At 60.1% G+C, this 19,593-nt stretch carries 19 protein-coding genes; 8 read left to right on the top strand and 11 right to left on the bottom strand.

The window, feature by feature from the left end:
• Positions 1-26 precede the first annotated feature (26 nt).
• Both ahcY and ACP15O_RS07265 read left to right on the top strand, forming a co-directional pair.
• The gene (gene ahcY / locus ACP15O_RS07270; RefSeq protein ID WP_425095388.1) at positions 27-1,412 is read left to right on the top strand and encodes an adenosylhomocysteinase; all 1,386 of its coding nucleotides are present in this window, start codon (positions 27-29) and stop codon (positions 1,410-1,412) included.
• A gap of 217 nt (positions 1,413-1,629) precedes the next feature.
• Complete coding sequence (locus tag ACP15O_RS07265) at positions 1,630-1,971, top strand: DUF2853 family protein (RefSeq protein ID WP_425095387.1); 342 nt, start codon at positions 1,630-1,632, stop codon at positions 1,969-1,971.
• Positions 1,972-2,189: 218 nt separating this feature from the next.
• On the opposite strand, the gene ACP15O_RS07260 is transcribed toward ACP15O_RS07265, so the two are convergent.
• The 4 genes from ACP15O_RS07260 to ACP15O_RS07245 all read right to left on the bottom strand — a co-directional run bounded on the left by ACP15O_RS07260 (position 2,190) and on the right by ACP15O_RS07245 (position 7,115).
• Complete coding sequence (locus ACP15O_RS07260) at positions 2,190-3,302, bottom strand: nucleotidyltransferase family protein (protein WP_425095386.1); 1,113 nt, start codon at positions 3,300-3,302, stop codon at positions 2,190-2,192.
• A complete protein-coding gene (locus ACP15O_RS07255; RefSeq protein ID WP_425095385.1) occupies positions 3,269-4,354 on the bottom strand; it encodes a hypothetical protein in 1,086 nt (361 codons plus the stop codon). Before ACP15O_RS07255 ends, ACP15O_RS07260 begins: the two co-directional genes overlap by 34 nt.
• A gap of 128 nt (positions 4,355-4,482) precedes the next feature.
• Positions 4,483-4,878, bottom strand: a complete 396-nt coding sequence (locus ACP15O_RS07250; protein ID WP_425095384.1) for a hypothetical protein — start codon at positions 4,876-4,878, stop codon at positions 4,483-4,485.
• Between the two features lie 293 nt (positions 4,879-5,171).
• On the bottom strand, positions 5,172-7,115 hold the full coding sequence (locus tag ACP15O_RS07245) for a polysaccharide biosynthesis protein (RefSeq protein ID WP_425095383.1): 1,944 nt from the start codon (positions 7,113-7,115) through the stop codon (positions 5,172-5,174).
• Positions 7,116-7,334: 219 nt separating this feature from the next.
• Between ACP15O_RS07245 and glmM the strand changes: the two genes are divergently transcribed.
• A complete protein-coding gene (glmM, locus tag ACP15O_RS07240; RefSeq protein ID WP_425095382.1) occupies positions 7,335-8,675 on the top strand; it encodes a phosphoglucosamine mutase in 1,341 nt (446 codons plus the stop codon).
• Here the strand turns inward: glmM and ACP15O_RS07235 are convergent, their stop codons facing one another.
• Genes ACP15O_RS07235 through tsaD form a run of 4 tightly spaced genes read right to left on the bottom strand, consistent with a single transcriptional unit; the run spans position 8,676 to position 10,936 of the window.
• On the bottom strand, positions 8,676-9,071 hold the full coding sequence (locus tag ACP15O_RS07235) for a DUF1761 domain-containing protein (RefSeq protein WP_425095381.1): 396 nt from the start codon (positions 9,069-9,071) through the stop codon (positions 8,676-8,678).
• 27 nt (positions 9,072-9,098) lie between these two features.
• Positions 9,099-9,524: an EVE domain-containing protein gene (locus tag ACP15O_RS07230; RefSeq protein WP_425095380.1), complete on the bottom strand. Its 426-nt coding sequence runs from the start codon at positions 9,522-9,524 to the stop codon at positions 9,099-9,101.
• The gene (locus ACP15O_RS07225) at positions 9,524-9,796 is read right to left on the bottom strand and encodes a YciI family protein (RefSeq protein ID WP_425095379.1); all 273 of its coding nucleotides are present in this window, start codon (positions 9,794-9,796) and stop codon (positions 9,524-9,526) included. The genes ACP15O_RS07230 and ACP15O_RS07225 overlap by 1 nt, the downstream gene beginning before the upstream one ends.
• 48 nt (positions 9,797-9,844) lie before the next feature.
• Complete coding sequence (gene tsaD / locus ACP15O_RS07220) at positions 9,845-10,936, bottom strand: tRNA (adenosine(37)-N6)-threonylcarbamoyltransferase complex transferase subunit TsaD (protein WP_425095378.1); 1,092 nt, start codon at positions 10,934-10,936, stop codon at positions 9,845-9,847.
• A 73-nt stretch (positions 10,937-11,009) separates the two neighbouring features.
• Between tsaD and ACP15O_RS07215 the strand changes: the two genes are divergently transcribed.
• From ACP15O_RS07215 to ACP15O_RS07205, 3 genes are all read left to right on the top strand, one after another.
• Positions 11,010-11,693 (top strand): uroporphyrinogen-III synthase, encoded by a 684-nt coding sequence (locus tag ACP15O_RS07215; protein WP_425095377.1) that lies wholly within the window; start codon positions 11,010-11,012, stop codon positions 11,691-11,693.
• A gap of 79 nt (positions 11,694-11,772) precedes the next feature.
• Positions 11,773-12,969 (top strand): COG4223 family protein, encoded by a 1,197-nt coding sequence (locus ACP15O_RS07210; RefSeq protein WP_425095376.1) that lies wholly within the window; start codon positions 11,773-11,775, stop codon positions 12,967-12,969.
• Between the two features lie 13 nt (positions 12,970-12,982).
• Positions 12,983-14,473: a heme biosynthesis protein HemY gene (locus ACP15O_RS07205; RefSeq protein ID WP_425095375.1), complete on the top strand. Its 1,491-nt coding sequence runs from the start codon at positions 12,983-12,985 to the stop codon at positions 14,471-14,473.
• A 126-nt stretch (positions 14,474-14,599) separates the two neighbouring features.
• On the opposite strand, the gene ACP15O_RS07200 is transcribed toward ACP15O_RS07205, so the two are convergent.
• Both ACP15O_RS07200 and ACP15O_RS07195 read right to left on the bottom strand, forming a co-directional pair.
• The gene (locus ACP15O_RS07200; protein ID WP_425095374.1) at positions 14,600-15,388 is read right to left on the bottom strand and encodes an SDR family NAD(P)-dependent oxidoreductase; all 789 of its coding nucleotides are present in this window, start codon (positions 15,386-15,388) and stop codon (positions 14,600-14,602) included.
• A complete protein-coding gene (locus ACP15O_RS07195) occupies positions 15,385-17,097 on the bottom strand; it encodes an FAD-dependent oxidoreductase (protein ID WP_425095373.1) in 1,713 nt (570 codons plus the stop codon). The genes ACP15O_RS07200 and ACP15O_RS07195 overlap by 4 nt, the downstream gene beginning before the upstream one ends.
• Positions 17,098-17,227: 130 nt before the next feature.
• Between ACP15O_RS07195 and ACP15O_RS07190 the strand changes: the two genes are divergently transcribed.
• Both ACP15O_RS07190 and ACP15O_RS07185 read left to right on the top strand, forming a co-directional pair.
• Positions 17,228-18,145 carry a helix-turn-helix domain-containing protein gene (locus ACP15O_RS07190; protein WP_425095372.1) on the top strand — a complete coding sequence of 306 codons (918 nt, stop codon included), beginning with the start codon at positions 17,228-17,230 and terminating at the stop codon, positions 18,143-18,145.
• Between the two features lie 83 nt (positions 18,146-18,228).
• The gene (locus ACP15O_RS07185; protein WP_425095371.1) at positions 18,229-18,807 is read left to right on the top strand and encodes an NIPSNAP family protein; all 579 of its coding nucleotides are present in this window, start codon (positions 18,229-18,231) and stop codon (positions 18,805-18,807) included.
• Between the two features lie 3 nt (positions 18,808-18,810).
• On the opposite strand, the gene ACP15O_RS07180 is transcribed toward ACP15O_RS07185, so the two are convergent.
• Positions 18,811-19,581 carry an SDR family NAD(P)-dependent oxidoreductase gene (locus tag ACP15O_RS07180; protein WP_425095370.1) on the bottom strand — a complete coding sequence of 257 codons (771 nt, stop codon included), beginning with the start codon at positions 19,579-19,581 and terminating at the stop codon, positions 18,811-18,813.
• Positions 19,582-19,593: the final 12 nt, after the last annotated feature.

The following is a 19,593-nucleotide window of genomic DNA, read 5'->3' as shown; positions in this document are numbered from 1 at the left end:
CCCCAAACACCGCAGGAGCAACATCCGTGACCGATTACATCGTCAAAGACATCACCCTGGCCGATTTCGGCCGCAAGGAACTGGACATCGCCGAAACCGAAATGCCGGGTCTGATGGCTCTGCGCGCCGAATACGGTGATAGCAAGCCGCTGGCGGGCGCGCGGATTGTTGGCTCGCTGCATATGACGATCCAGACCGCCGTTCTGATCGAAACCCTGGTGGCGCTGGGGGCCGATGTGCGCTGGGCCTCGTGCAATATCTTTTCCACGCAGGATCACGCGGCGGCAGCGATTGCCCAGGCGGGTGTGCCTGTTTTCGCGATCAAGGGCCAGACGCTGGAGGAGCACTGGGACTACCTGGATAAATCCTTCCTCTTCCCTGAGGGGCCGAACATGATCCTGGACGATGGCGGCGATGCAACGCTGTACGTGTTGCTGGGTGCGCGCGCCGAGGCGGGCGAGGATATTCTGCCCGCGCCTTCCTCGGAAGAAGAGGTTGTGATCAAGGCGCAGATCGCCAAGCGCATGGCCGCCAGCCCCGGCTGGTTCACCAAAACCCGCGATGCGATCCAAGGCGTGTCCGAGGAAACCACCACCGGCGTGAACCGTCTGTATCAGCTGGTGCGCGACGGATTGCTGCCCTTCCCCGCGATCAACGTGAACGACAGCGTGACCAAGTCGAAATTCGACAACAAATACGGCTGCAAGGAATCGCTGGTTGATGGCATCCGCCGCGCGACCGACACGATGATGGCCGGTAAAGTTGCCGTCGTGTGCGGCTATGGCGATGTGGGCAAAGGCTCGGCCGCGTCGCTGCGCGGCGCCGGGGCTCGCGTCAAAGTCACCGAGATTGACCCGATTTGCGCGCTGCAAGCCGCGATGGACGGGTTCGAAGTGACCACGCTGGAGGACGCCGTGTCCGAGGCGGACATCTTTGTCACCACCACCGGCAACAAGGACGTTATCCGCATCGAGCATATGCGCGCGATGAAGGACATGGCCATCGTCGGCAACATTGGCCATTTCGACAACGAGATTCAGGTCGCCAGCCTGAAGAACCACAAATGGACCAACATCAAAGACCAGGTGGACATGATCGAGATGCCCAGCGGCAACCGCATCATCCTGCTGTCCGAAGGCCGCCTGCTGAACCTGGGCAACGCCACCGGGCACCCGTCCTTTGTGATGTCGGCCAGCTTCACCAACCAGGTGCTGGCCCAGATCGAGCTGTTCACCAAGGGCGATGAATACGAAAACAAGGTCTACATCCTGCCCAAACACCTGGACGAGAAAGTCGCCCGCCTGCATCTGGAGCGCATCGGCGTGAAGCTGTCCTCGCTGACGAAGGACCAGGCGGATTATATCGGCGTCACCCCCGAGGGTCCGTTCAAGCCCGAGCATTACCGCTACTAAACTGCGGCAAATCGACTGCGCAAACGCCCGTCTGGCCATCCAGGCGGGCGTTTTTCTGCGAAAAGGGGGGAAATTTCCCAGGCTTTGCCTCAGATATGCGTTTTGCCCGGAAAAAATTCTTGTTCCGAAGGGAGAAGCCAGTAGGCTCTGCCCAACTTCGACCCCGAAGTTTCAAGAGCAAAAGGCACACAATAGCCGTCGGAATGGGAGTAAGCTCATGGGTAAGCGCGACGATCTGATCGCTAAATACGCGGACGATCTGAAAAACAAATGCGGGATGGAGCCCGATATGGACCTGCTGACCAAGGTCACTATCGGTTGCGGCCCCGCGATTTACAATGACGACGCCTCGACCGTCGCGGCCACTCAGGAAAGCGAGCTGGAAACCGTTAAAAACAACTTCCTGATCAAGAAGCTGGGCCTGGCCGACGGCCCCGAGCTGATGGCTGCCATCAACTCGGTGATCGAAACCTATGGCCGCTCCGAGCGTAACAAATACCGCGCCGTGGTTTACTACATGCTGGCCAAGCATTTCGGCAAAGAATCCATCTACGGCTGATTTGCCCCTTTGGATTTTTCCAATACGCCCGCCCATTGTGGCGGGCGTTGCGCATTTGAAGGGTATTCTAAATACTCGGGTGTTTGGCGTGACATCGACTTGCGCTATGGTTGATTAAACCGAGTCAGGACGGCCGGATCCAATCCAGTTACACGTGTGGTGAGTAGGGAGCACGTGGGGAGCGGAGGGGCCGATTATGTCTCGGGCCCTCCGCACATTCATTTGAATTTTCGCCGCCTGTCGCGATGGAACTGAATGAACTCAGCCCAGGCAGCCGGGCTGAGCGCTTTGCGCAGCAGTTGCCGTCTTTGGTGCGGGGGGCCCATCAGTCTTTGAACGTATCGGCGCATCCAGAACCGCGTGTCCTGGTGCCTGGAGGCATCGGGGTTTGCGAAATTCACCAGGGCTTGTGTGGCCCAGCTGCCCGGCTCTGGGAGGATCCCGTTCAAGGCCTCGGCCAGCGCTCCGAGATCGGTTTGCCAGTCAGCAAGACCACGCCGATTCAGCCGGATCAGAGCCTGTTTCTGGCTCTCGTCGCTGATCCGCCTCAGATAACAGATGTGATCGGCCAGAAGGCGCAGGTTCAGCGCGGCCGTCTGGTGGCGCAGCTCCATCCCGTGCAGGATATGATGCAAAAACCGATCTTCAAGCGATGGAATGCGGACGCCGGAAACGGGGCTGGGCTGCGAATCTCTGAACATTTGCGATGCAGTCAGCACAGAGCAAACAGCCTCCGACCCCGGCCTTAGATGCAGTTCGACAGTCAGCGGCCAATCCGGATGAACGATCTGCGCCATGTGATGGTGATCGCCCACATGCAAGGCAGAGCTGTCCGTCACAAGCCCCTTTGCCGCGCGAATGAAATGCGCCGCATCCTGAGCGCGCGATTCTGGCACCAGCAAATCCAGATCGCTGATATAGCGATGCGCCGGGGTCGGATGCAGCGGGTCCAGAATGTCTGCCGCCCCTTTCAGTGCCAGAACGGGGATACCATGGCCGGACAGGATGTTTGCGATCTGAGACATCTGCCCGCGCGCCGCTGTGTTCCGCGCGGCATTTGCGCGCTGCATTTCGGTAAAGTAGATCAGCAAGTCTTGGGGCAGGGCCGAGCCCAGGTCGGCGGAATTCAGAAACGCGCTGTGCAGAACGGTTTGAACATGCCCGTTATTGGCAATTGTTGCGATCTCTTCCGGGCGGCTTTGCGTCAGATCCTGTTTCAGCCCGGATGGTGCCGGACGGCCCAAAGCGATTGCCAACAGGCTCAGGACTGCCCGGTGCGGGGCAGAGCCACAGGCGTTCAGGGCCGGGGGGCGTTCAGCAATTCCAGACATGTTGGCACTGAATAGCCTGATGAGTCATAGGTCAACCGATAGGCCGGTACGCGGTTCAGAAAGCTGGCCAATACAGACAGGTCAGCGCGGTGGGAACCGGACAGGCGCGATCCAGCTTTCAGAGCCTCAATCAGAGCCTGTTCCGGCGGAATCTGCTGTATTTCACAATCTACCGAGGGGTTGAAATTCGGGAATATGATCGCGGCAACAGAAACAGGCTGTCCAACCTTTGGAGCGTTCGCAAGATGCAGGGGCAGGTAGCGCACACCCATTCGCGGCTGTCTGGGGGTCAGATCAAAACGATGCTGAAGCTGGATAACTTCGTTCAGCCCCCACGATCCGGGTTTTACGCCTGCGGATGTGGGAAAGGATAAGATGTCATTGCCATTGTGATGCAGGGGGATGTGATCGTCGCCCAGATAATCGCACCCGGCTGCGACAAGCCCCAAAGTCAGGGTCGATTTTCCCTGACCGCTATCGCCGCAAATCAACAATGACCGCTCGTTTTGCGCCACGCAGCCGGCATGAAACACGGCCGCAACATCGGAAGGGCCGCAAATGATTTCAGCGATCTCTCGGACGATCACAAAGCGCGCGGCGTCCAGGCTGATACGCCCGGTAAGAGGGGTCTGATCGCGGAAAATGGCGAAACCTGCCTCGTCGGGGATGACCTCCAGACAGGTGGCCGGGGCGGGCTGGGCCGTGGTCATATGCCCAAGGATCACGTCAATCTGCTCGGTTAAAATCGCATCGGGGCAGCGGAATCGCACGCGGCCACCGGCCCCTGCGAACAGCAATTCGGTGCCTGCCAGCGCACGATAGGGCACGGGATCGGGAAAAGCAGGAGGCCCGTCCATCAGCAGCCCCGATTCCGTCCAGCTATCCAGGACCGAGCAAACCGCATCATAGGCCGGTGTAATGTCGTCTGGTGTCTCGGCGATATGTCTGGCGATCTGCTGAGGTGTCCGCGCCTGGCACAGCCCATCCAGAATGCGCAGGCCAAAGGCATTCGTCAGCAGGATCGTCCCCGATACCGGAGACAACAGTGCCACGGATTGGCCAAGCGTCGCGCGGACAATGCTCTGAGCGATCGAAGCATCAGGTAAGGACGGGGCGGGCGACATGCAGGGGCCTGAAATTGCGTTTCTTAGAACCAGAAAAGAGGATCAGAAGCCTCCGGTCAATTGAAGTCTTTGCGCCAGCCGTCTTGCAGGTTTCGGTTCTCGGGGAAGTCATTCCAGCCGCCGTATTTCGGGGTTTCGGGCCCTTCCTGAAATCCGAACCACCAGCAAATCCACCATGGGTAATAGTCCCGGCAATTCCATTCGTCGCTGGTGCTGGCCTGTGCCAGGGCCTCGGATGCGGTGATTGCAACAACCGAGGCACCGGCCGCCGCAGCTGAATACTTGCTTACGGATTTCAGAACATCCCGACGCGAGACATTCGGACTGTCTGGGTTTTTGGGCTCATCTGACATCTTCTGGGCACCTAAGTTTGTGTTGTAGATTTTAGCCGCGTCCGCCACCGCGCCCGCCGCCACGGCCTCCACCATGACCACCGCCATGGCCGCCACCATGACCACCGCCGTTCCCGCCTCCTGGGCCACCGCCGCCGGGATTATCGCACCACCACGGAGGATTCGGAGTGCTGCAAGCGGCCTGTGCGGCGGCCTCTTCTGCGCTCAGCGCAACAATAGAGGCCCCGGTCAGGGCCGCTGAATACTTGCCAACTGCTCTGAGCGCGTCGCGCCGAGAGTAGTTCCGGGGGGTATCATTGTTTTCTGACATTACTCGACTGCCAATTTTTTCTAATTAATATCAGAGTTTCGCAGTCAGAGATAGCCCGCCATCGCATTCGGGCGCTTTGGCGTTATTCTGCTGGCAGAATTTGGGGGGCTTGTGGCGCGTTCCGGCCTTCTATCCAGCGATCCAGAAGCGATTTGGCGGCGGATTCATCGCGTTGGCGGATAACCGCTCGTAGATCCCGCAAGGCCGAGGCGATTTCCAGTTCGGACAGCCCGTTTTCCGGCGAGCGCATGATCTTATCGTGCGGGGTGGTGATCATGTCCGAGCGCAGCAGCAGCTCTTCTTTCAGCTTTTCGCCGGGGCGCAGGCCGGTGTAGGTGATCTCGATATCGCCTTGGGGGTTGGTGGCGTTGCGCACGGTCAGCCCCGCGCCCTCGATCATTTGTCTGGCGATGTCGCGGATCAGGACGGGATCGCCCATTTTCAGAACCAGAACATCGCCGTGCTCGGCATACGAGCCAGCAAGCAGAACCAGGCGCACGGCTTCGGAGATCGTCATGAAAAAGCGTGACACTTTGGGATGCGTCACCGTGACGGGGCCGCCCAGGGCGATCTGTTCGCGAAACAGCGGGACAACCGAACCCGAAGAGCCCAGAACATTGCCAAACCTGACCATCCCGAATCTTGTCTGCGTGCTGCGGGTTGCCAGATCCTGCACCACCAGCTCGGCCAGCCGTTTCGAGGCGCCCATCGTGCTGGTCGGCCGTACGGCCTTGTCCGAGGAAATCAGCGTGAACTGCTGAACCCCGGCCGCCATTGCAGCATCGGCCAGCACCTTGGTGCCAAGCACATTGTTGCGCAGCCCTTCGATCAGGTTGCATTCCACCATCGGCACATGTTTATAGGCCGCCGCGTGCAAAACCGTGTCAATCTGATAGCGCTTTAGCACGTCCTGCACCAAGTCGCCTTCGCAGATAGAACCCAGAACCGGGATCAAGCGCGTTTCTGGGCGCAGGTCTGCCAGTTCGCGTTCGATTTCGAACAGCATCAGCTCGGAATGATCCAGCAGCACCAGAACCTCGGGTTTGCACATAAGCAGCTGACGGCAAATCTCGGACCCGATCGAGCCACCCGCCCCCGTCACCAGGACACGTTTGGCGCAATAGGCATCGCGGACCTCGGGCAGCTGATTCTCGATCATCTCGCGGCCCATCAGGGTTTCCAGCCCGGCATGTTGCAGGGGGGCGTCCTCCATGCGGCCTTCGAGGAAATCCGCAAATGACGGCATGGTTTGAACCTCGGCGCCCATCAAGCGCAGGCTGCGTTCGATACGTGCGCGCTCGGCCCGACCAACAGAGGGGATGGCCAGAACGATGCGGTCGATTTCGCCGCTGCGCAGTAAAGAGGGGATGCGTTCCGGTGCATAGACAGGCAGGCCGCGGCGACTGCGCGATTGCAGCGTGGGATCGCTATCGACAAAACACACAGGGCGCACCGCATGATCCGTTGCCAAAGCGGCAGCCAGTTGCAATCCGGTCTGGCCCGCGCCGTAAATCAGCACGCGTTTGCGCGCCTGGCCCGTTTCATACAGATGCACGACGGCGGCTCTCATGCTGATCCGCATCGCGATATTCAGGCTTAGATACAGCACGCCGAACAGAATCCCGAATGCGATTGGCATGGGCTGGCTAACCAGCGCCGGAGGCACCAGCGCAGCAACAGCGACAGCCACCGCCACAAGGCCTGATTGCAGCATCTCTGCTGCGCGATACCCAATCAGGCGTGTGTGATTCAGGCCCAATGCGCGGCTTAGCCCGCCGGACAGAAGCAGCGCCCCCAGCCAGGAAACCGTCAGCGCAAAACCAGGCAGGTTCTGGATCAACCCGTGAAAGCTCAGCAGGCTGAAACCAAAGGCCAGGGTAATGGCGCTGGCCTCGACACCTTGCAAAATCAGGGCTTTCTGCGTGCGTTCCATGCCTGAAATAAGACGGAATAGCCGCTGTACCCGAGGTATAGCATCATCCGAGCGGGTCAGAAATTGCCGGGGGGAGGCAAGCGCTTTTTTCATTTTAAAATTCTATTTCCGGTATCAAACACCGGAATCCTGAAGGGCATATATAAAATGGTCATGACGAAGGGCGATTCCGACAAGACTTGATCGCCAGCTTATGCTGCAAAGCAGTATTTTTCCAGTGAGATGCTTAACATTTGGCCAGAATCACCCGTCTGGACTAACGCGCCCCAGAGCCTTAGACAGGCACAAACAGCAAATTCAGGCGGTTTCCATATGTCTCGTTCTCTGTTCGGCACCGATGGTGTGCGCGGTTTGACCAACACTCATCCCATGACGGCCGAGCTGGCGATGAAGCTGGGCGCAGCTGCCGGGCGTTATTTTCGCCGTGATCAGCAGGATCACCGCGTTGTTATCGGCAAGGACACGCGCCTGTCTGGCTATATGCTGGAAAACGCGCTGACCGCCGGGTTCACCTCGACCGGGATGAACGTGTTTCTGCTGGGGCCCATGCCCACGCCGGCGATCGGGTACCTGACGCGCTCGATGCGGGCGGATGTGGGGGTGATGATTTCCGCCTCGCATAATCCGGCCTATGACAACGGGATCAAGTTTTTTGGCCCCGACGGGTTCAAACTGTCCGATGAGGCCGAGATCGAGATCGAGCGCCTGCTGAACGAAGGTGTGGCGCTGGCTGCCCCGGAAAATATCGGGCGGGCGAAACGTGTGGATGACGCGCTGGGCCGCTACGTGGAATATGCCAAAACGACTTTCCCGCGCGGGCTGCGCCTGGACGGGCTGCGCGTGGTTCTGGATTGCGCTAACGGGGCCGCCTATAAGGCCGCGCCGAATGTGCTGTGGGAACTGGGTGCCGAGGTTGTCCCGGTTGGCGTCACCCCGAATGGGCGCAATATCAACGAGGATTGCGGCTCGACCAGCCCCGAGGCCGCCGCGCGCAAAGTGCGTGAAACCCGTGCAAATCTGGGGATCTGCCTGGATGGCGATGCAGACCGCGTGATCATTCTGGACGAAACCGGCAAGGTCGCGGATGGGGATCAGATCATGGGTCTGATTGCCTCGATGTGGGCCAAAGAGGGGCTGCTTCAGGGGAATGCTCTGGTTGCGACGGTGATGTCGAATCTGGGGCTGGAACGGTTCCTGAACGATCAGGGGATTGGGCTGGAGCGAACCTCGGTTGGGGATCGCTATGTGGTCGAGCGGATGCGCGAGGGCGGATTCAACCTGGGCGGAGAGCAATCCGGCCACATCGTGATGACGGATTATGCCACCACCGGGGACGGGCTGATTGCGGCGCTTCAGTTCCTGCGTGCGATGGTCGAAACCGGCAAAACCGCCAGCCAGCTGACCAAAGTCTTCGAGCCGGTGCCGCAAATCCTGCGGAACGTGCGTTTCACCAAGGGCAAACAGCCGCTGGATTCCGACAATGTGCAGGCCGCCATCGCAGATGGAGAGAAAGCTCTGGGCAGCACCGGGCGCCTGCTGATCCGCAAATCCGGCACCGAGCCGTTGATCCGCGTGATGGGAGAGGCCGAGGATAAGGCCCTGCTGGACAGTATCATCACCAAGATCTGTACCGCGGTCGAACAGGCCGCCTGATCACAGCACGCCCAGCACCAGCCCGGCCAGGGCGCTGCCTCCGACGGCATAGCCGCCGTCGATCAGGATCAGCTGAACCGGCCTGCCGGCAAAGGAATAGCAGGTTGCCAGCCAGGGCACTGACAGGAACAGCCCAATCAGAATCCCTCCGATCAGGGCTTCATTCCAGGTGTCGATTCCGGCTTGCGTAAACACAAATCGCATCATTCCCGCCACCAGCAAACAACTGGCAAAGGCGATGATATACGGCACTGGCGCACCTTTGTTCAGCGGCTGGCCACTGTCGTCGGTGGCAATGCCGGTGGCTTTCACCCAATGCGATGCCAGGAACATGTACCAGATTGCACCGAACCCATAGGCAGCCAAAGCCGCAAGCAGAATGTCCAAATGTTGCATGAGCTTGCCTTTGAAACAGTCTCTAATTCAGCCCAAAACCTCGAGTCCCGCCATGTGGCAGATCAGATCCCATTCAGCCTTGGTGACTGGCTGAACCGACAGCCGCGAGTTTTTCACCAACACCATATCGGCCAGTTCAGGCGTCGCCTTTATCTGATCAAGCGTGACCGGAGTCTTGACGGATGTAACAGCCTTGATGTCTACACATTCCCAGCGCTCATCGTCGGTTGTGCTGTCGGGGTGTGCCTCGGCGATGATCTGGACAACGCCCACCACCGCCTTTTGTTTCTGCGAATGATAGAAAAAGCCCAGGTCGCCCAGGGCCATTTCTCGCATGAAATTCCGCGCCTGATAATTGCGCACGCCGTCCCATTCTTCGCCCAGATCGCCCTTGGATTGCTGGTTGTCCCAGCTCCAGGTGTCGGGTTCGGATTTGAACAGCCAGTAGCGCATCAGCCGATTACCCGGTTCCAGGCGATCAGTTCGACGTTTTCGAACAGACCGGCCTTGGCATAGGGGTCACCGGCGGCCCAGGCTTCGGCTTGTGCCATATCTTCGACATCCAGGATCACCAGCGATCCACACATCTGTGCCGCGTCATCCAGCAGCGGCCCGGCCTGAGCAACAATGCCGGTTTCCTGGATATAGGCCAGGTGGTCGGCGCGGTTGGCCTTGCGGATTTCAAGCGCTCCGGGTTTGTCACGAGCGATCAGGGCGATGTACATTCGGGTCTCCAATTCTAGAGGTATAAGGTCATGTGTGGGCGCGGGCCGTCAAGCCTTTGCGCCTTTCTTACCGCTGCCCAGCATGGCGGGGCTATGTTTATCCAGAGGCCAGCGCGGCCGAGCGGTCAGGCTCATGTCGTCTGTCTGTCCGGCCAGAAAACGCTCGGCTCCGGCATAGGCGATCATGGCGGCATTATCGGTGCACAGCGCCAGGGGGGGCGCGCTGAATTGCACATCGTTTTGGGTGCAAACAGTCTCTAACTCGGCCCGAATAGCCTTGTTTGCGGCCACACCGCCAGCAACAGCCAGCAGGGGCTGCGCGGGGGTCAGGGTCAGATATTCATCAATCGCGCGCCGCGTCTTTTTGGCCAGAACATCGCGGATGGCAGCCTGAAACCCGGCGCTCATATCCGCGCGGTCCTGTCGGGTCAGCCCGCCTTTTTCAGCGATGATATGATCGCGGGTCCGCAGCAGGGCGGTTTTCAGCCCCGAGAAGGACATATCGCAGCCCGGACGATCCAGCAGGGGGCGCGGGAAGGCGAATCTCAGAGAATCCCCGGCCATCGCCTCGTGTTCGACCGAGGGGCCGCCGGGCTGAGGCAGCCCCAGCAAGCGCGCGGTTTTGTCAAAGGCCTCTCCTGGGGCGTCGTCGATCGTGCCGCCAAGGCGGGTGAATTCTTCTGGGCCGTGTACGATCAGGAACTGGCAATGCCCGCCGGAAACCAGCAGCATCAGATAGGGAAACGCCACCTGATCCGTCAGCCGCGGGGTCAGGGCGTGCCCGGCCAGATGGTTCACGCCAATCAGAGGCTTCCCCGTCGCGGCCGCGATTCCCTTGGCGCACATGACGCCGGAAATCACACCGCCAATCAGGCCCGGCCCGGCGGTTACGGCGATAGCATCAACATCCCGCAGGGTCAGATTCGCCTGATTTAGAGCCTGTTTCACGCAGATATCCAGTTTCTCGGCATGGGCGCGGGCGGCGATTTCGGGGACAACCCCACCATAGGCGGCGTGAAGATCCGTTTGCCCATGCACAACCGAGGACAGGATTTCAGGCACCCCGCCGACACGCACGATTGCGGCGGCTGTATCGTCGCAGCTGCTCTCGAGCCCCAGGATGGTTACCGTTTGCGTCATGTCATGTCCGTTGCAACAAAGATATACGGCAGGTAACACCTGAGACAGTCTCAAACAATCCCGGCCTGATGCGATGCGCCCTCTGATCCTGCTGACCCGACCGAAAGACAGCGCCACGCGTTTTGCCGCGCAGTTGCAGGACAGGTTTGGGCCGCTTGAGATCGTGATTTCGCCGTTGCTACAGATTGAACCGGCCTCCACCCGGCCCGACGTTACGCCCTATCGCGCGCTGATCTTTACCTCGGCACATGCGGTTGGTTTCGGTGCGGCTGGCGCGCGTTGCTATGTGGTGGGTCAGACGACTGCACGGGCGGCTGAGGCCGCGGGCCTGTCCGTTATTCACACCGCCCAGGACGCCACGTCACTGATACGGCGGATTCTGGCCGACAAAGAGCCTGGCCCGCTTTTGCATTTGCGCGGAGCATTCGCGCGCGGAGAGATTGCCCAGACTCTTACCGCAGCAGGATGCAAAACCGAGGAGTCAGTGGTTTATGCGCAGACTCCGGTGCCTCTGACGGACCGGGCCAAACAGGTAATCGGGGCAAATTGCGCGGTAATAGTGCCGATTTTTTCGCCCCGCACGGCCCGTCTGTTTGCCCAAGAGGTAACAGACTGGACCCACCTGCATATCGCCGCGCTAAGCCCCGCAGTGGCAGCAGAACTGCCAAAGGCCGCGAAACGTCTGGAAATTGCGCATCGCCCGGATGCCGAAGCGATGTTAATGACAATCAAAGGACTGATGGACGCAGTGAGTTAACTTGAGGGTTATTCTTCCTGCCATTAGTCTTATCCATAGCTAAGTGATTTTGTTTCCAGATTCGAAAGGATGACCCGCGGTGTCCGACCCCGAAAAAGACAAGAATTCCCCCGAGGCGCAGGCAGAAGATATCGTGGACGCAGTCGTCATCGAAGACGAGGATACTCCGGACCGGGACGCCCCTGAAAAGCATCCTGAGCCCGAAGCGCAGCAGGAGGAAGAGCCCCCGGTTGACGCGCCTGCCGAGGAAATCAATCTGGAAGAGCCCGCAGAGCCCACCGAAGCGCCGGCACAAGAGCCCGTTTCCCCCACCGAGGTAAAGAAGGTGGGGTTTGTTCCTCTGGTCCTGGGCGGCATCGTTGCGGCGGGTATCGGGTTCGGGGCGTCCAAATTCGTGTTTCCCGACGGTTGGCCCGGCGCTGGATCGAATGCGGCCGTTGAGGCTTTGACTGCGCAGCTTCAGCAGCAGAATAAGACCCTGACCAGCCTGGAAACGCGGCTGAAGGCCGCCGAAAATGCCCCCATCCCGCAGCCGGATCTGACCCCGGCGACAGATGAGATCGCCAGGGTTGCCGGCACTGTCTCGGCGTTAGAGCAACAGCTGAACGCCCTGGATACGCGCCTGACGATGCTTGAAAAACAGCCGGCCGAAGGTGGCGCAAATGCCGCAGCGGTCGAGGCATATGAACGCGAAGTGCGCGCCCTGCGAGACGCGATGGAGCAACAGAAAGCCGAGGTGGATGCTCTGGTTGCCGCTGCCGAAGAGGATAAGGCCAGCGCTGAAATGACGGCTCAGCAGGCGATGATCCGCTCTGCCGTGTCACGCATTCAGATTGCGCTGGATACCGGGGCAGGTTTTGCCGATGCGGTTTCGGATTTGCAGAACGCGGGCGTATCCGTGCCCGCCGCGCTGGAGACGGCAAAATCTGGCGTGGCCACCATGGCGCAGCTGTCGCTTGAGTTTCCGCAATCGGCGCGGACTGCCCTGACCGCCGCGCGCAAAGAAGAGGGCACCGGCGGGAACCTGTGGAACTTCATGCGAAACCAGTTGGGCGTGCGGTCTTTGGAACCTAAAGAGGGCACCGATGCCGATGCAATCCTGTCGCGCGCCGAGGCGGCGATGGCGGATGGACGGCTGACCGACGCGCTGGCCGAATTGCAGGCGTTGCCCGAACAGGCCCGCGTGGAACTGACCGACTGGATGGCAGCAGCCACCCAACGCGCCCAGGCCCTGTCAGCGGCCGAAGCGCTGAGCGCCCAAGTGGCTTCGAACTAAGGGGGAAACGAAAATGTTGTGGTCTCTGATTAAGATTGTCGTTTTCGTTGCCCTGGTCGCGGCTGCGACCTTGGGTGCGGGGTATTTGCTGGAACTGGATGGCGGTGTGCGCATCGCCGTTGGCGGGATCGAGCTGAACCTGACGCCGCTGACCGCGGTTATCGGGTTGCTGCTGATGGTGCTGGCGATCTGGCTGCTGCTGAAGCTGGCCTCGCTGACTGTGGCGGTTCTGAAATTCCTGAATGGGGACGAAACCGCCCTGTCGCGCTACTTTGATCGCAATCGCGAGCGCAAAGGCTATAAGGCCCTGACCGAGGGCATGATGGCGCTGGCCTCGGGTGAGGCGCGGCTGGCCATGTCCAAGGCCGCCAAAGCCGAGCGTTACCTGGAAAAACCCGAGCTGACCAACCTGCTGACCGCTCAGGCCGCTGAAATGGCCGGTGATCGCAAAAAGGCCGAGGAAACCTACAAAAAACTGCTGTCCGAGGACCGCACCCGTTTTGTCGGTGTGCGCGGGATCATGAAGCAAAAATTGGCCGACGGTGACGGGGATACTGCCCGCAAACTGGCGGAAAAGGCGATTTCCCTACGCCCCAAACATGTGGAAACGCAGGATATTTTGCTGAAACTTCAGGCCGAGGCGCGCGATTGGTCTGGTGCTCGTGAGACCCTGAACCTGAAGCTGAAACACGGCTCTTTGCCGCGCGATGTGCATAAACGCCGGGACGCGGTTCTGGCGCTGTCTCAGGCCAAGGGTATTCTGGACGAGGGCAATGACATCAAGGCCCGCGAGGCCGCGATCGAGGCAAATCGCCTGTCTCCTGATCTGATCCCCGCAGCCTGTTATGCGGCGCGCAGCTATCTTGAAAATGGCAAGCCCAAGCTGGCGACTCGCCTTCTGAAAAAGGCCTGGGGTGCCCAGCCGCATCCCGATCTGGCCGCTGCTTTTGCTGCGATTGTCCCCGATGAAACGCCCGCCGAGCGGCTGAAACGCTTTCAGCAACTGTTCAAGCTGCACCCCGATCACCGCGAAACCCGTCTGGTCGAGGCCGAGCTGCAAATCGCCGCCGAGGACTTCCCCGCCGCGCGCCGCGCCTTGGGTGAGTTGATCGAAGATGCTCCGGATTCACGTGCCCTGACGATCATGGCCGCGATTGAACGCGGCGAGGGGGCCTCGGATCAGGTGGTCAAGGGCTGGCTGGCCCGCGCGCTGAATGCGCCTCGGGGGCCGCAATGGGTTTGTGGAAACTGTCACAACATTCACACTGAATGGGTGCCTGTATGCGAAAACTGTCAGGCTTTCGATACTTTGGAATGGAAGGCCCCTCCGGCGGCCGAGGTCCAAAGCGCAACAGGCGTTGCCATGCTGCCGCTGATCGTGGGTGCGCTTGAAAACCAAAGCGCGCCAGAGGAGCCCGAAGAAGAACCCACGCCGCCGGTTGTCGATGCGGAAATCATTGATGACCCCTCCGAGGTAGACGCACCACCGCAAGAGGCGAAATAGGGTTTCAGGCGTCAAAGGGCGCAGCTTATTGGATGATCCCAAAGGCACCGCTGGTCAGGTTGGCGGTCAATCCAATTCAAGCTTAAAACCCCTCAACGCGATCAAGTTGCGTTGAGGGGGCCGCATTTAGTAGCCAGGTCGCGGCACCAACCCCATGAGCGCCTGGGACAGTCCGCCGTCGATAGTGATGTCTTGCCCGTTGATATAGCCCGCGCGGTCGCTGGCCAGGAACACGGCGGTATTTGCCATGTCGTCGGGGTCGCCAATCCGGCGCGACGGGACCATGTTTTCGCGCGCTTCTTTCACTTTGGCATCCGCATAGAATGCGGCAGAAAGCGGCGTCATCACAAGCCCAGGGCTGATCGAATTTGTCCGGATCCCTTTGGGGCCCCATTCGTAGGCCAGTTGGCGCACCATCATCAGAGCCGCAGCTTTGCTTGCACTATAGGCTCCCGATGCAGGCTGAGGATGGCTGCCCGCGATCGAGGCGATCTGAACAATCGCGCCCTTCCCCTTGGCGACCATCTGCGGGCAAAACGCCTTGGCGACCCTGAGCGAGCCGCTCAGATTGATGTTCAGAAGATCGTTCCAGTCGTCATCCGTGACTTCGCTAAGGGGGGCGGGGCGCAAAATGCCCGCGTTGTTGATCACCACATCCGCCCCGCCGAGATTTTCCTCTACAAAGGATGCAGCCATCGCGACAGATTCGGGCTGACCGATGTCACAATCATAGGCCAGCGCGGTCTGCCCTGTCGGATCCATCTCGGCCATGAGCGTGTTCGCCGTGTCCGGATTACGATCTAGGGCAACAACTTTTGCGCCGGCCTCGTGAAAGGCGGCCAGACAAGCGCGGCCTATTCCTCCGGCGCCGCCGGTTACCACGACAACCTTGTTATCCAATCCGAGCCAAGTCATCCGATCTGTTCCTTTTTCATGCTGGCAAGATGCCGGCCCGTGATGAATCCAAAGGTCATGGCCGGACCCAACGTGATACCCGCGCCGGGATAGTTGCCGCCCATCATGGACGCGCGGTCGTTGCCCACAGCGTAAAGTCCCGGTATCGGATGCATTTCCGTGTCAAGAACCTGCCCCTCGACCGTGGTTTGCAATCCGTCGAACGTCCCAAGATCGCCCATCACCACCTTCAACGCATAGAAGGGGCCTGTCTCGACCGGGCCAACGGCGGGGTTCGGTGTGTGGTCGGGATCGGCGAGATAGCGGTTAAAGCTGGTCCGGCCCTTGTGAAAGGCCGCATCCTCGCCTTTACGCGCGCCTTCGTTGTAGGTGCGAATGGTATCTTCCAGCCCGGTCGGATCAATGCCACAGGCCCTGGCCAGGTCCTTCAGCGTGCGGCCCGTCTGGATATAGCCGTTGGCGATATAGCCGCGCAAAGGCACCGGGGCCGGCTTTGCAAATCCCAGCCCGTATTTGCGAATGGTCGGGCGGTCGGCGATCAGCCAGCAGGCGGTCTCTTCTTGCCCTGCACAGGCCTCGATCATGGCCGTGCCGACGTCGTGATAGCTGTTGCTTTCATTCGTAAAGCGCTTTCCCGATTTCAGAACGGCGATAATACCCGGCTTATAGCGATCCAGCAGATGCGGAAAGGGTTTGAACGTGCCTTTGCCCGTGGGGACTTTGGACACCGGCATCCAGGCAGAGGTGCTGGGATAATGCATGTCGAACTTAGCCCCGACCGAGGTGCCAAGATCGATACCGTCGCCGGTATTCCCTGCGGGAACCGGGGAAAGATGTTCGCCCCCGCGCCGCAGATGCGGATAGGCTTTGCGGATTTTGTCAAGGTCATGGGCAAATCCGCCAGCCGCCAGAACAACGCCTTTGCGGGCAGTGATCTTCACCGTTTTGCCGCTGCTCTCAACCAGCGCGCCTTGGATGGCGCCGTCGGATGTAATCAGCTCTTTCGCGGGGCAGGAGGTGTAAATCGGAATGCCCAGGTCAAAACAGCTTTTGGCAAGGCGCGCGGCCAGCGCGTTGCCAGAGGTGACCTTGGTGCCGCGGCCATAGCGTGCGACCTCGGCAAAATGTGCGACCAGCCGTCGGGTCACATAGGCAAACGATGTCAGGGATTTGGTCGCGTTGAAGAAGTGTTTGATGTCCGCGTTCGACGAATTGAACATCATGCCCATGAACGTAATCGTCGATAGCGGCGGGCGCAGCCGCTTGATGTCTGGCCCCAAGACCGAGGTATCGAAGGGCTTGGCCAGCACCGAGCGCCCCGCATCCACGCCGCCCGGCGCGTCCGGGTGGTAATCTGGATACAGCGTGGGCACGAATTCCACGGCGGTTTCGGCTTCAAAGAACTTCAGCATCTCGGGCCCGGCATCCAGATATGCCTCGACCGTTTCGGCATCATAGAGGTTGCCCGTCTCGGCCTTCATATAATCGACAGCCGCCTGACGACTGTCCGGCACGCCGCAATGGCTGTTTCCGGGAATCCACAAGACGCCGCCGGAGAAGGCTGTCGTGCCGCCAAAGACGTCTTCCTTTTCGACAATAATCGCATTCAACCCGTTTTTGGCCGCTGTGATCGCCGTTGACATGCCGCCGGCACCGGACCCGATCACCAGAACATCGCAGGTATGGTTTTCGCTTAATTTCGTGGACATGACGGAACTCCCCTTGTCTCTCCTCGATCGGGAGAGTCGCATTTCAGGGGGCATGATCGAATGGACCAAGGCAGAGATTTATTGCATAATTCGTTTGAGTGGCTGTCATCGTCTGATCGGGAGAAATGAAATGGGGCAGGCCAAAAATGCCGCTATTCCGCGATATTATCTTTACGGAGATCAGGTTAATGACGTCGAGTTGAACTTTATCCATGTGGAGCCGATCCGCGAGAGAAGCGGTGCGCATGATTGGACTATTCGCGCACATGCCCATCCGGATCACCATCAACTGCTGCTGGTGGAAAAAGGCGGCGGAGAGATCGTGATCGAAGGCCAGAAAATTGCCACTCCTACCGGCAGCCTGATCGTCATCCCGGCCGCGATGGTGCATGAAATCCATTTCGGAGCCGATACGGACGGGATCGTGGTCACGGCGGCCTCGGCCTATGCGACATCCGTGTCCCAGGGTGACAAACGCCTGCTGGAGACCCTCAGCCAGCCGGGCGTCTATCCGATTTCCGGCACCGGGGTCAGCGCCGAGGCCATGAAGGACGCCTTTGAGTGGCTGCTGCGCGAATATATCTGGTCCGCGCCGGGCCGCAGGCTGGCGGTGATGGCGCATTTCATGCGTATTCTGGTGGCGGCCGTGCGGCTGCGCAGTGTCCAGTTGCAAACCGTAACAGCGGCACGGGACCGGGATTATGACATCCTGATGCGGTACAAAGAACTGGTCGAGCATAATTTCCGTCAGGAAAAAGCGATGGATTTCTATGCCGGAGAGATCGGAATCAGCACGCAGCGTCTGAATCAGGCCTGCAAATCCCGCGCGGGCAAGACCGCCTCGGAAATTCTGCATGAACGCGCCATCATCGAGGCCAAACGATACCTTCTGTATATGGAAATGACGGTGGCCGAGATCGGCTATGATCTTGGGTTCGAGGATCCGGCCTATTTCTCGCGGTTCTTTTCTCAGCGGGTGGGGCAGCCGCCGGGGGCCTATCGTGCGCGCCAGGGGGCCGAACAGGAACGAATAGACCTGGCGAACTAAGCGAAAGTCCAAGCGTTTGGCGGAACTCTCCATTTTCGGGGCGGGGCGGTTTGGTCAGGATGGCCCGACGAAGGAGACCGCACATGATTTTCGAACTCAGGGCCTATGATCTGATTCCGGGCAAGGCGCCGGACTATATCGATCTGTTTCGCAAGGACGGGGTGCAATATGTCACTCGCCACCTGCCGATGGGGGGCTATTGGCTGACCGATAGCGGGATGTTGAACCGGCTGTACCACCTGTGGATATACGAGTCGCTGGAGGAACGGATGGAATGTCGGGCCGGGCTGGCGACGGATGCGGACTGGAATACCCGCTTTGTTCCCAAAGGGTTCCCGTTGATCCTGTCGCAGCGCAACATGTTGATGGAGGTGACCGAGGCCTCCTCGGATTTGCAAGCCGTGGTTGCGGCGCGGCGCGAATCTCATGCGGGGCAGGGGGACGCCGATCCGGTGTTTGGCCCCGACTATTTGTCACTGACCAGTGGTCCGGCACGGGCCGACGGGGCCGAGATTCTGGGGCGATGGCGCTGTGTGTCGGGGGAAAATCCGGGGCAGGTGACGACGCTGTACCGCCATCGTCGGGATGATCCGTTTTCGACGGCACCGGGGGCCGAGCGGCATGAATTGCTGCGGGCGCTTAGCTGTTCGCCATTGCGGTGATCGTCAGCCTGACGGTGCCCCCGCAGCGCCGAACCCGGCCCATCCGCCGTCCACGCTCAGCACTGTTCCGGTGATGGCCGATGCCGCGGGTGAGGCCAGAAAATATACCGCTTCGGCAATCTCCGAGGGTTCCAGCAGGCGGCCTAGTGGAGTGCGGGCAATCAGGCTGTCCACGTCCAGCAGGCCTTCGGCGATCAGTTTTTCCACCAGGGCGGTGCGTACATATCCGGGTGCTACGGCATTCACGCGGATGCCCTGTGCCCCCCATTCAGACCCCATCGCGCGGGTCATGGCGATGATCCCTGCCTTTGCCGCGCCATAGGCATTGCGGCGGGGCAATCCGGTCAGCCCGGCGATCGAGCTGAAATTCACGATGGCCCCGCCACGGCCCGAGCCCTGCATGGCCTGCGCGGCCAGGCGGGACATCTGGAATGTGCCTGTCAGGTGGACATCAATCACCTTGCGGAAATGGGCGCTGGTTTGCTGGGTTGTGGGCAGGCTGGTGTCGCCGATCCCGGCGTTGTTCACCAGCACATCCAGCCGGCCAAGGCGCTGCATCACGGTGTCGATGGTGTGTGAAGCGGCGTCCTCGTTCGTGACATCGCAGGCCAGCCCCAGATGGGACGGGCCCAGCTCTTGGGCGCGTTGGGTGGACTTGTTGCCGCTCAGATCCGCAATCACAACGCGGTAGCCGCGCGCGGCGAACAGGGTGGCCGTCGCCCAGCCAATCCCGTCCGCCGCACCCGTAATCAAGACCGTTGGATGATCTGACATATCCTGCCCCCG

The sequence above is a fragment of the Youngimonas ophiurae (nom. illeg.) genome (assembly GCF_049803795.1).
Classification (GTDB): Bacteria; Pseudomonadota; Alphaproteobacteria; order Rhodobacterales; family Rhodobacteraceae; genus Thalassobius.
This window is presented reverse-complemented; position numbering and strand designations above follow the sequence as displayed.

What these genes read in the sequence shown, in the direction of transcription:
- ACP15O_RS07245 (WP_425095383.1), bottom strand. Translation starts at nt 7,115, where the DNA reads ATGAAAAAAGCGCTTGCCTCCCCCCGGCAATTTCTGACCCGCTCGGAT.
- ACP15O_RS07195 (WP_425095373.1), bottom strand. Translation starts at nt 17,097, where the DNA reads ATGTCCACGAAATTAAGCGAAAACCATACCTGCGATGTTCTGGTGATC.
- ACP15O_RS07250 (WP_425095384.1), bottom strand. Translation starts at nt 4,878, where the DNA reads ATGGTGGCGGCCATGGCGGTGGTCATGGTGGAGGCCGTGGCGGCGGGC.
- ACP15O_RS07215 (WP_425095377.1), top strand. Translation starts at nt 11,010, where the DNA reads ATGCGCCCTCTGATCCTGCTGACCCGACCGAAAGACAGCGCCACGCGT.
- ACP15O_RS07225 (WP_425095379.1), bottom strand. Translation starts at nt 9,796, where the DNA reads ATGTACATCGCCCTGATCGCTCGTGACAAACCCGGAGCGCTTGAAATC.
- glmM (WP_425095382.1), top strand. Translation starts at nt 7,335, where the DNA reads ATGTCTCGTTCTCTGTTCGGCACCGATGGTGTGCGCGGTTTGACCAAC.
- ACP15O_RS07185 (WP_425095371.1), top strand. Translation starts at nt 18,229, where the DNA reads ATGATTTTCGAACTCAGGGCCTATGATCTGATTCCGGGCAAGGCGCCG.
- ACP15O_RS07235 (WP_425095381.1), bottom strand. Translation starts at nt 9,071, where the DNA reads ATGCAACATTTGGACATTCTGCTTGCGGCTTTGGCTGCCTATGGGTTC.
- tsaD (WP_425095378.1), bottom strand. Translation starts at nt 10,936, where the DNA reads ATGACGCAAACGGTAACCATCCTGGGGCTCGAGAGCAGCTGCGACGAT.
- ACP15O_RS07190 (WP_425095372.1), top strand. Translation starts at nt 17,228, where the DNA reads ATGGGGCAGGCCAAAAATGCCGCTATTCCGCGATATTATCTTTACGGA.
- ACP15O_RS07260 (WP_425095386.1), bottom strand. Translation starts at nt 3,302, where the DNA reads ATGTCTGGAATTGCTGAACGCCCCCCGGCCCTGAACGCCTGTGGCTCT.
- ACP15O_RS07230 (WP_425095380.1), bottom strand. Translation starts at nt 9,524, where the DNA reads ATGCGCTACTGGCTGTTCAAATCCGAACCCGACACCTGGAGCTGGGAC.
- ACP15O_RS07205 (WP_425095375.1), top strand. Translation starts at nt 12,983, where the DNA reads ATGTTGTGGTCTCTGATTAAGATTGTCGTTTTCGTTGCCCTGGTCGCG.
- ACP15O_RS07180 (WP_425095370.1), bottom strand. Translation starts at nt 19,581, where the DNA reads ATGTCAGATCATCCAACGGTCTTGATTACGGGTGCGGCGGACGGGATT.
- ACP15O_RS07265 (WP_425095387.1), top strand. Translation starts at nt 1,630, where the DNA reads ATGGGTAAGCGCGACGATCTGATCGCTAAATACGCGGACGATCTGAAA.
- ACP15O_RS07200 (WP_425095374.1), bottom strand. Translation starts at nt 15,388, where the DNA reads ATGACTTGGCTCGGATTGGATAACAAGGTTGTCGTGGTAACCGGCGGC.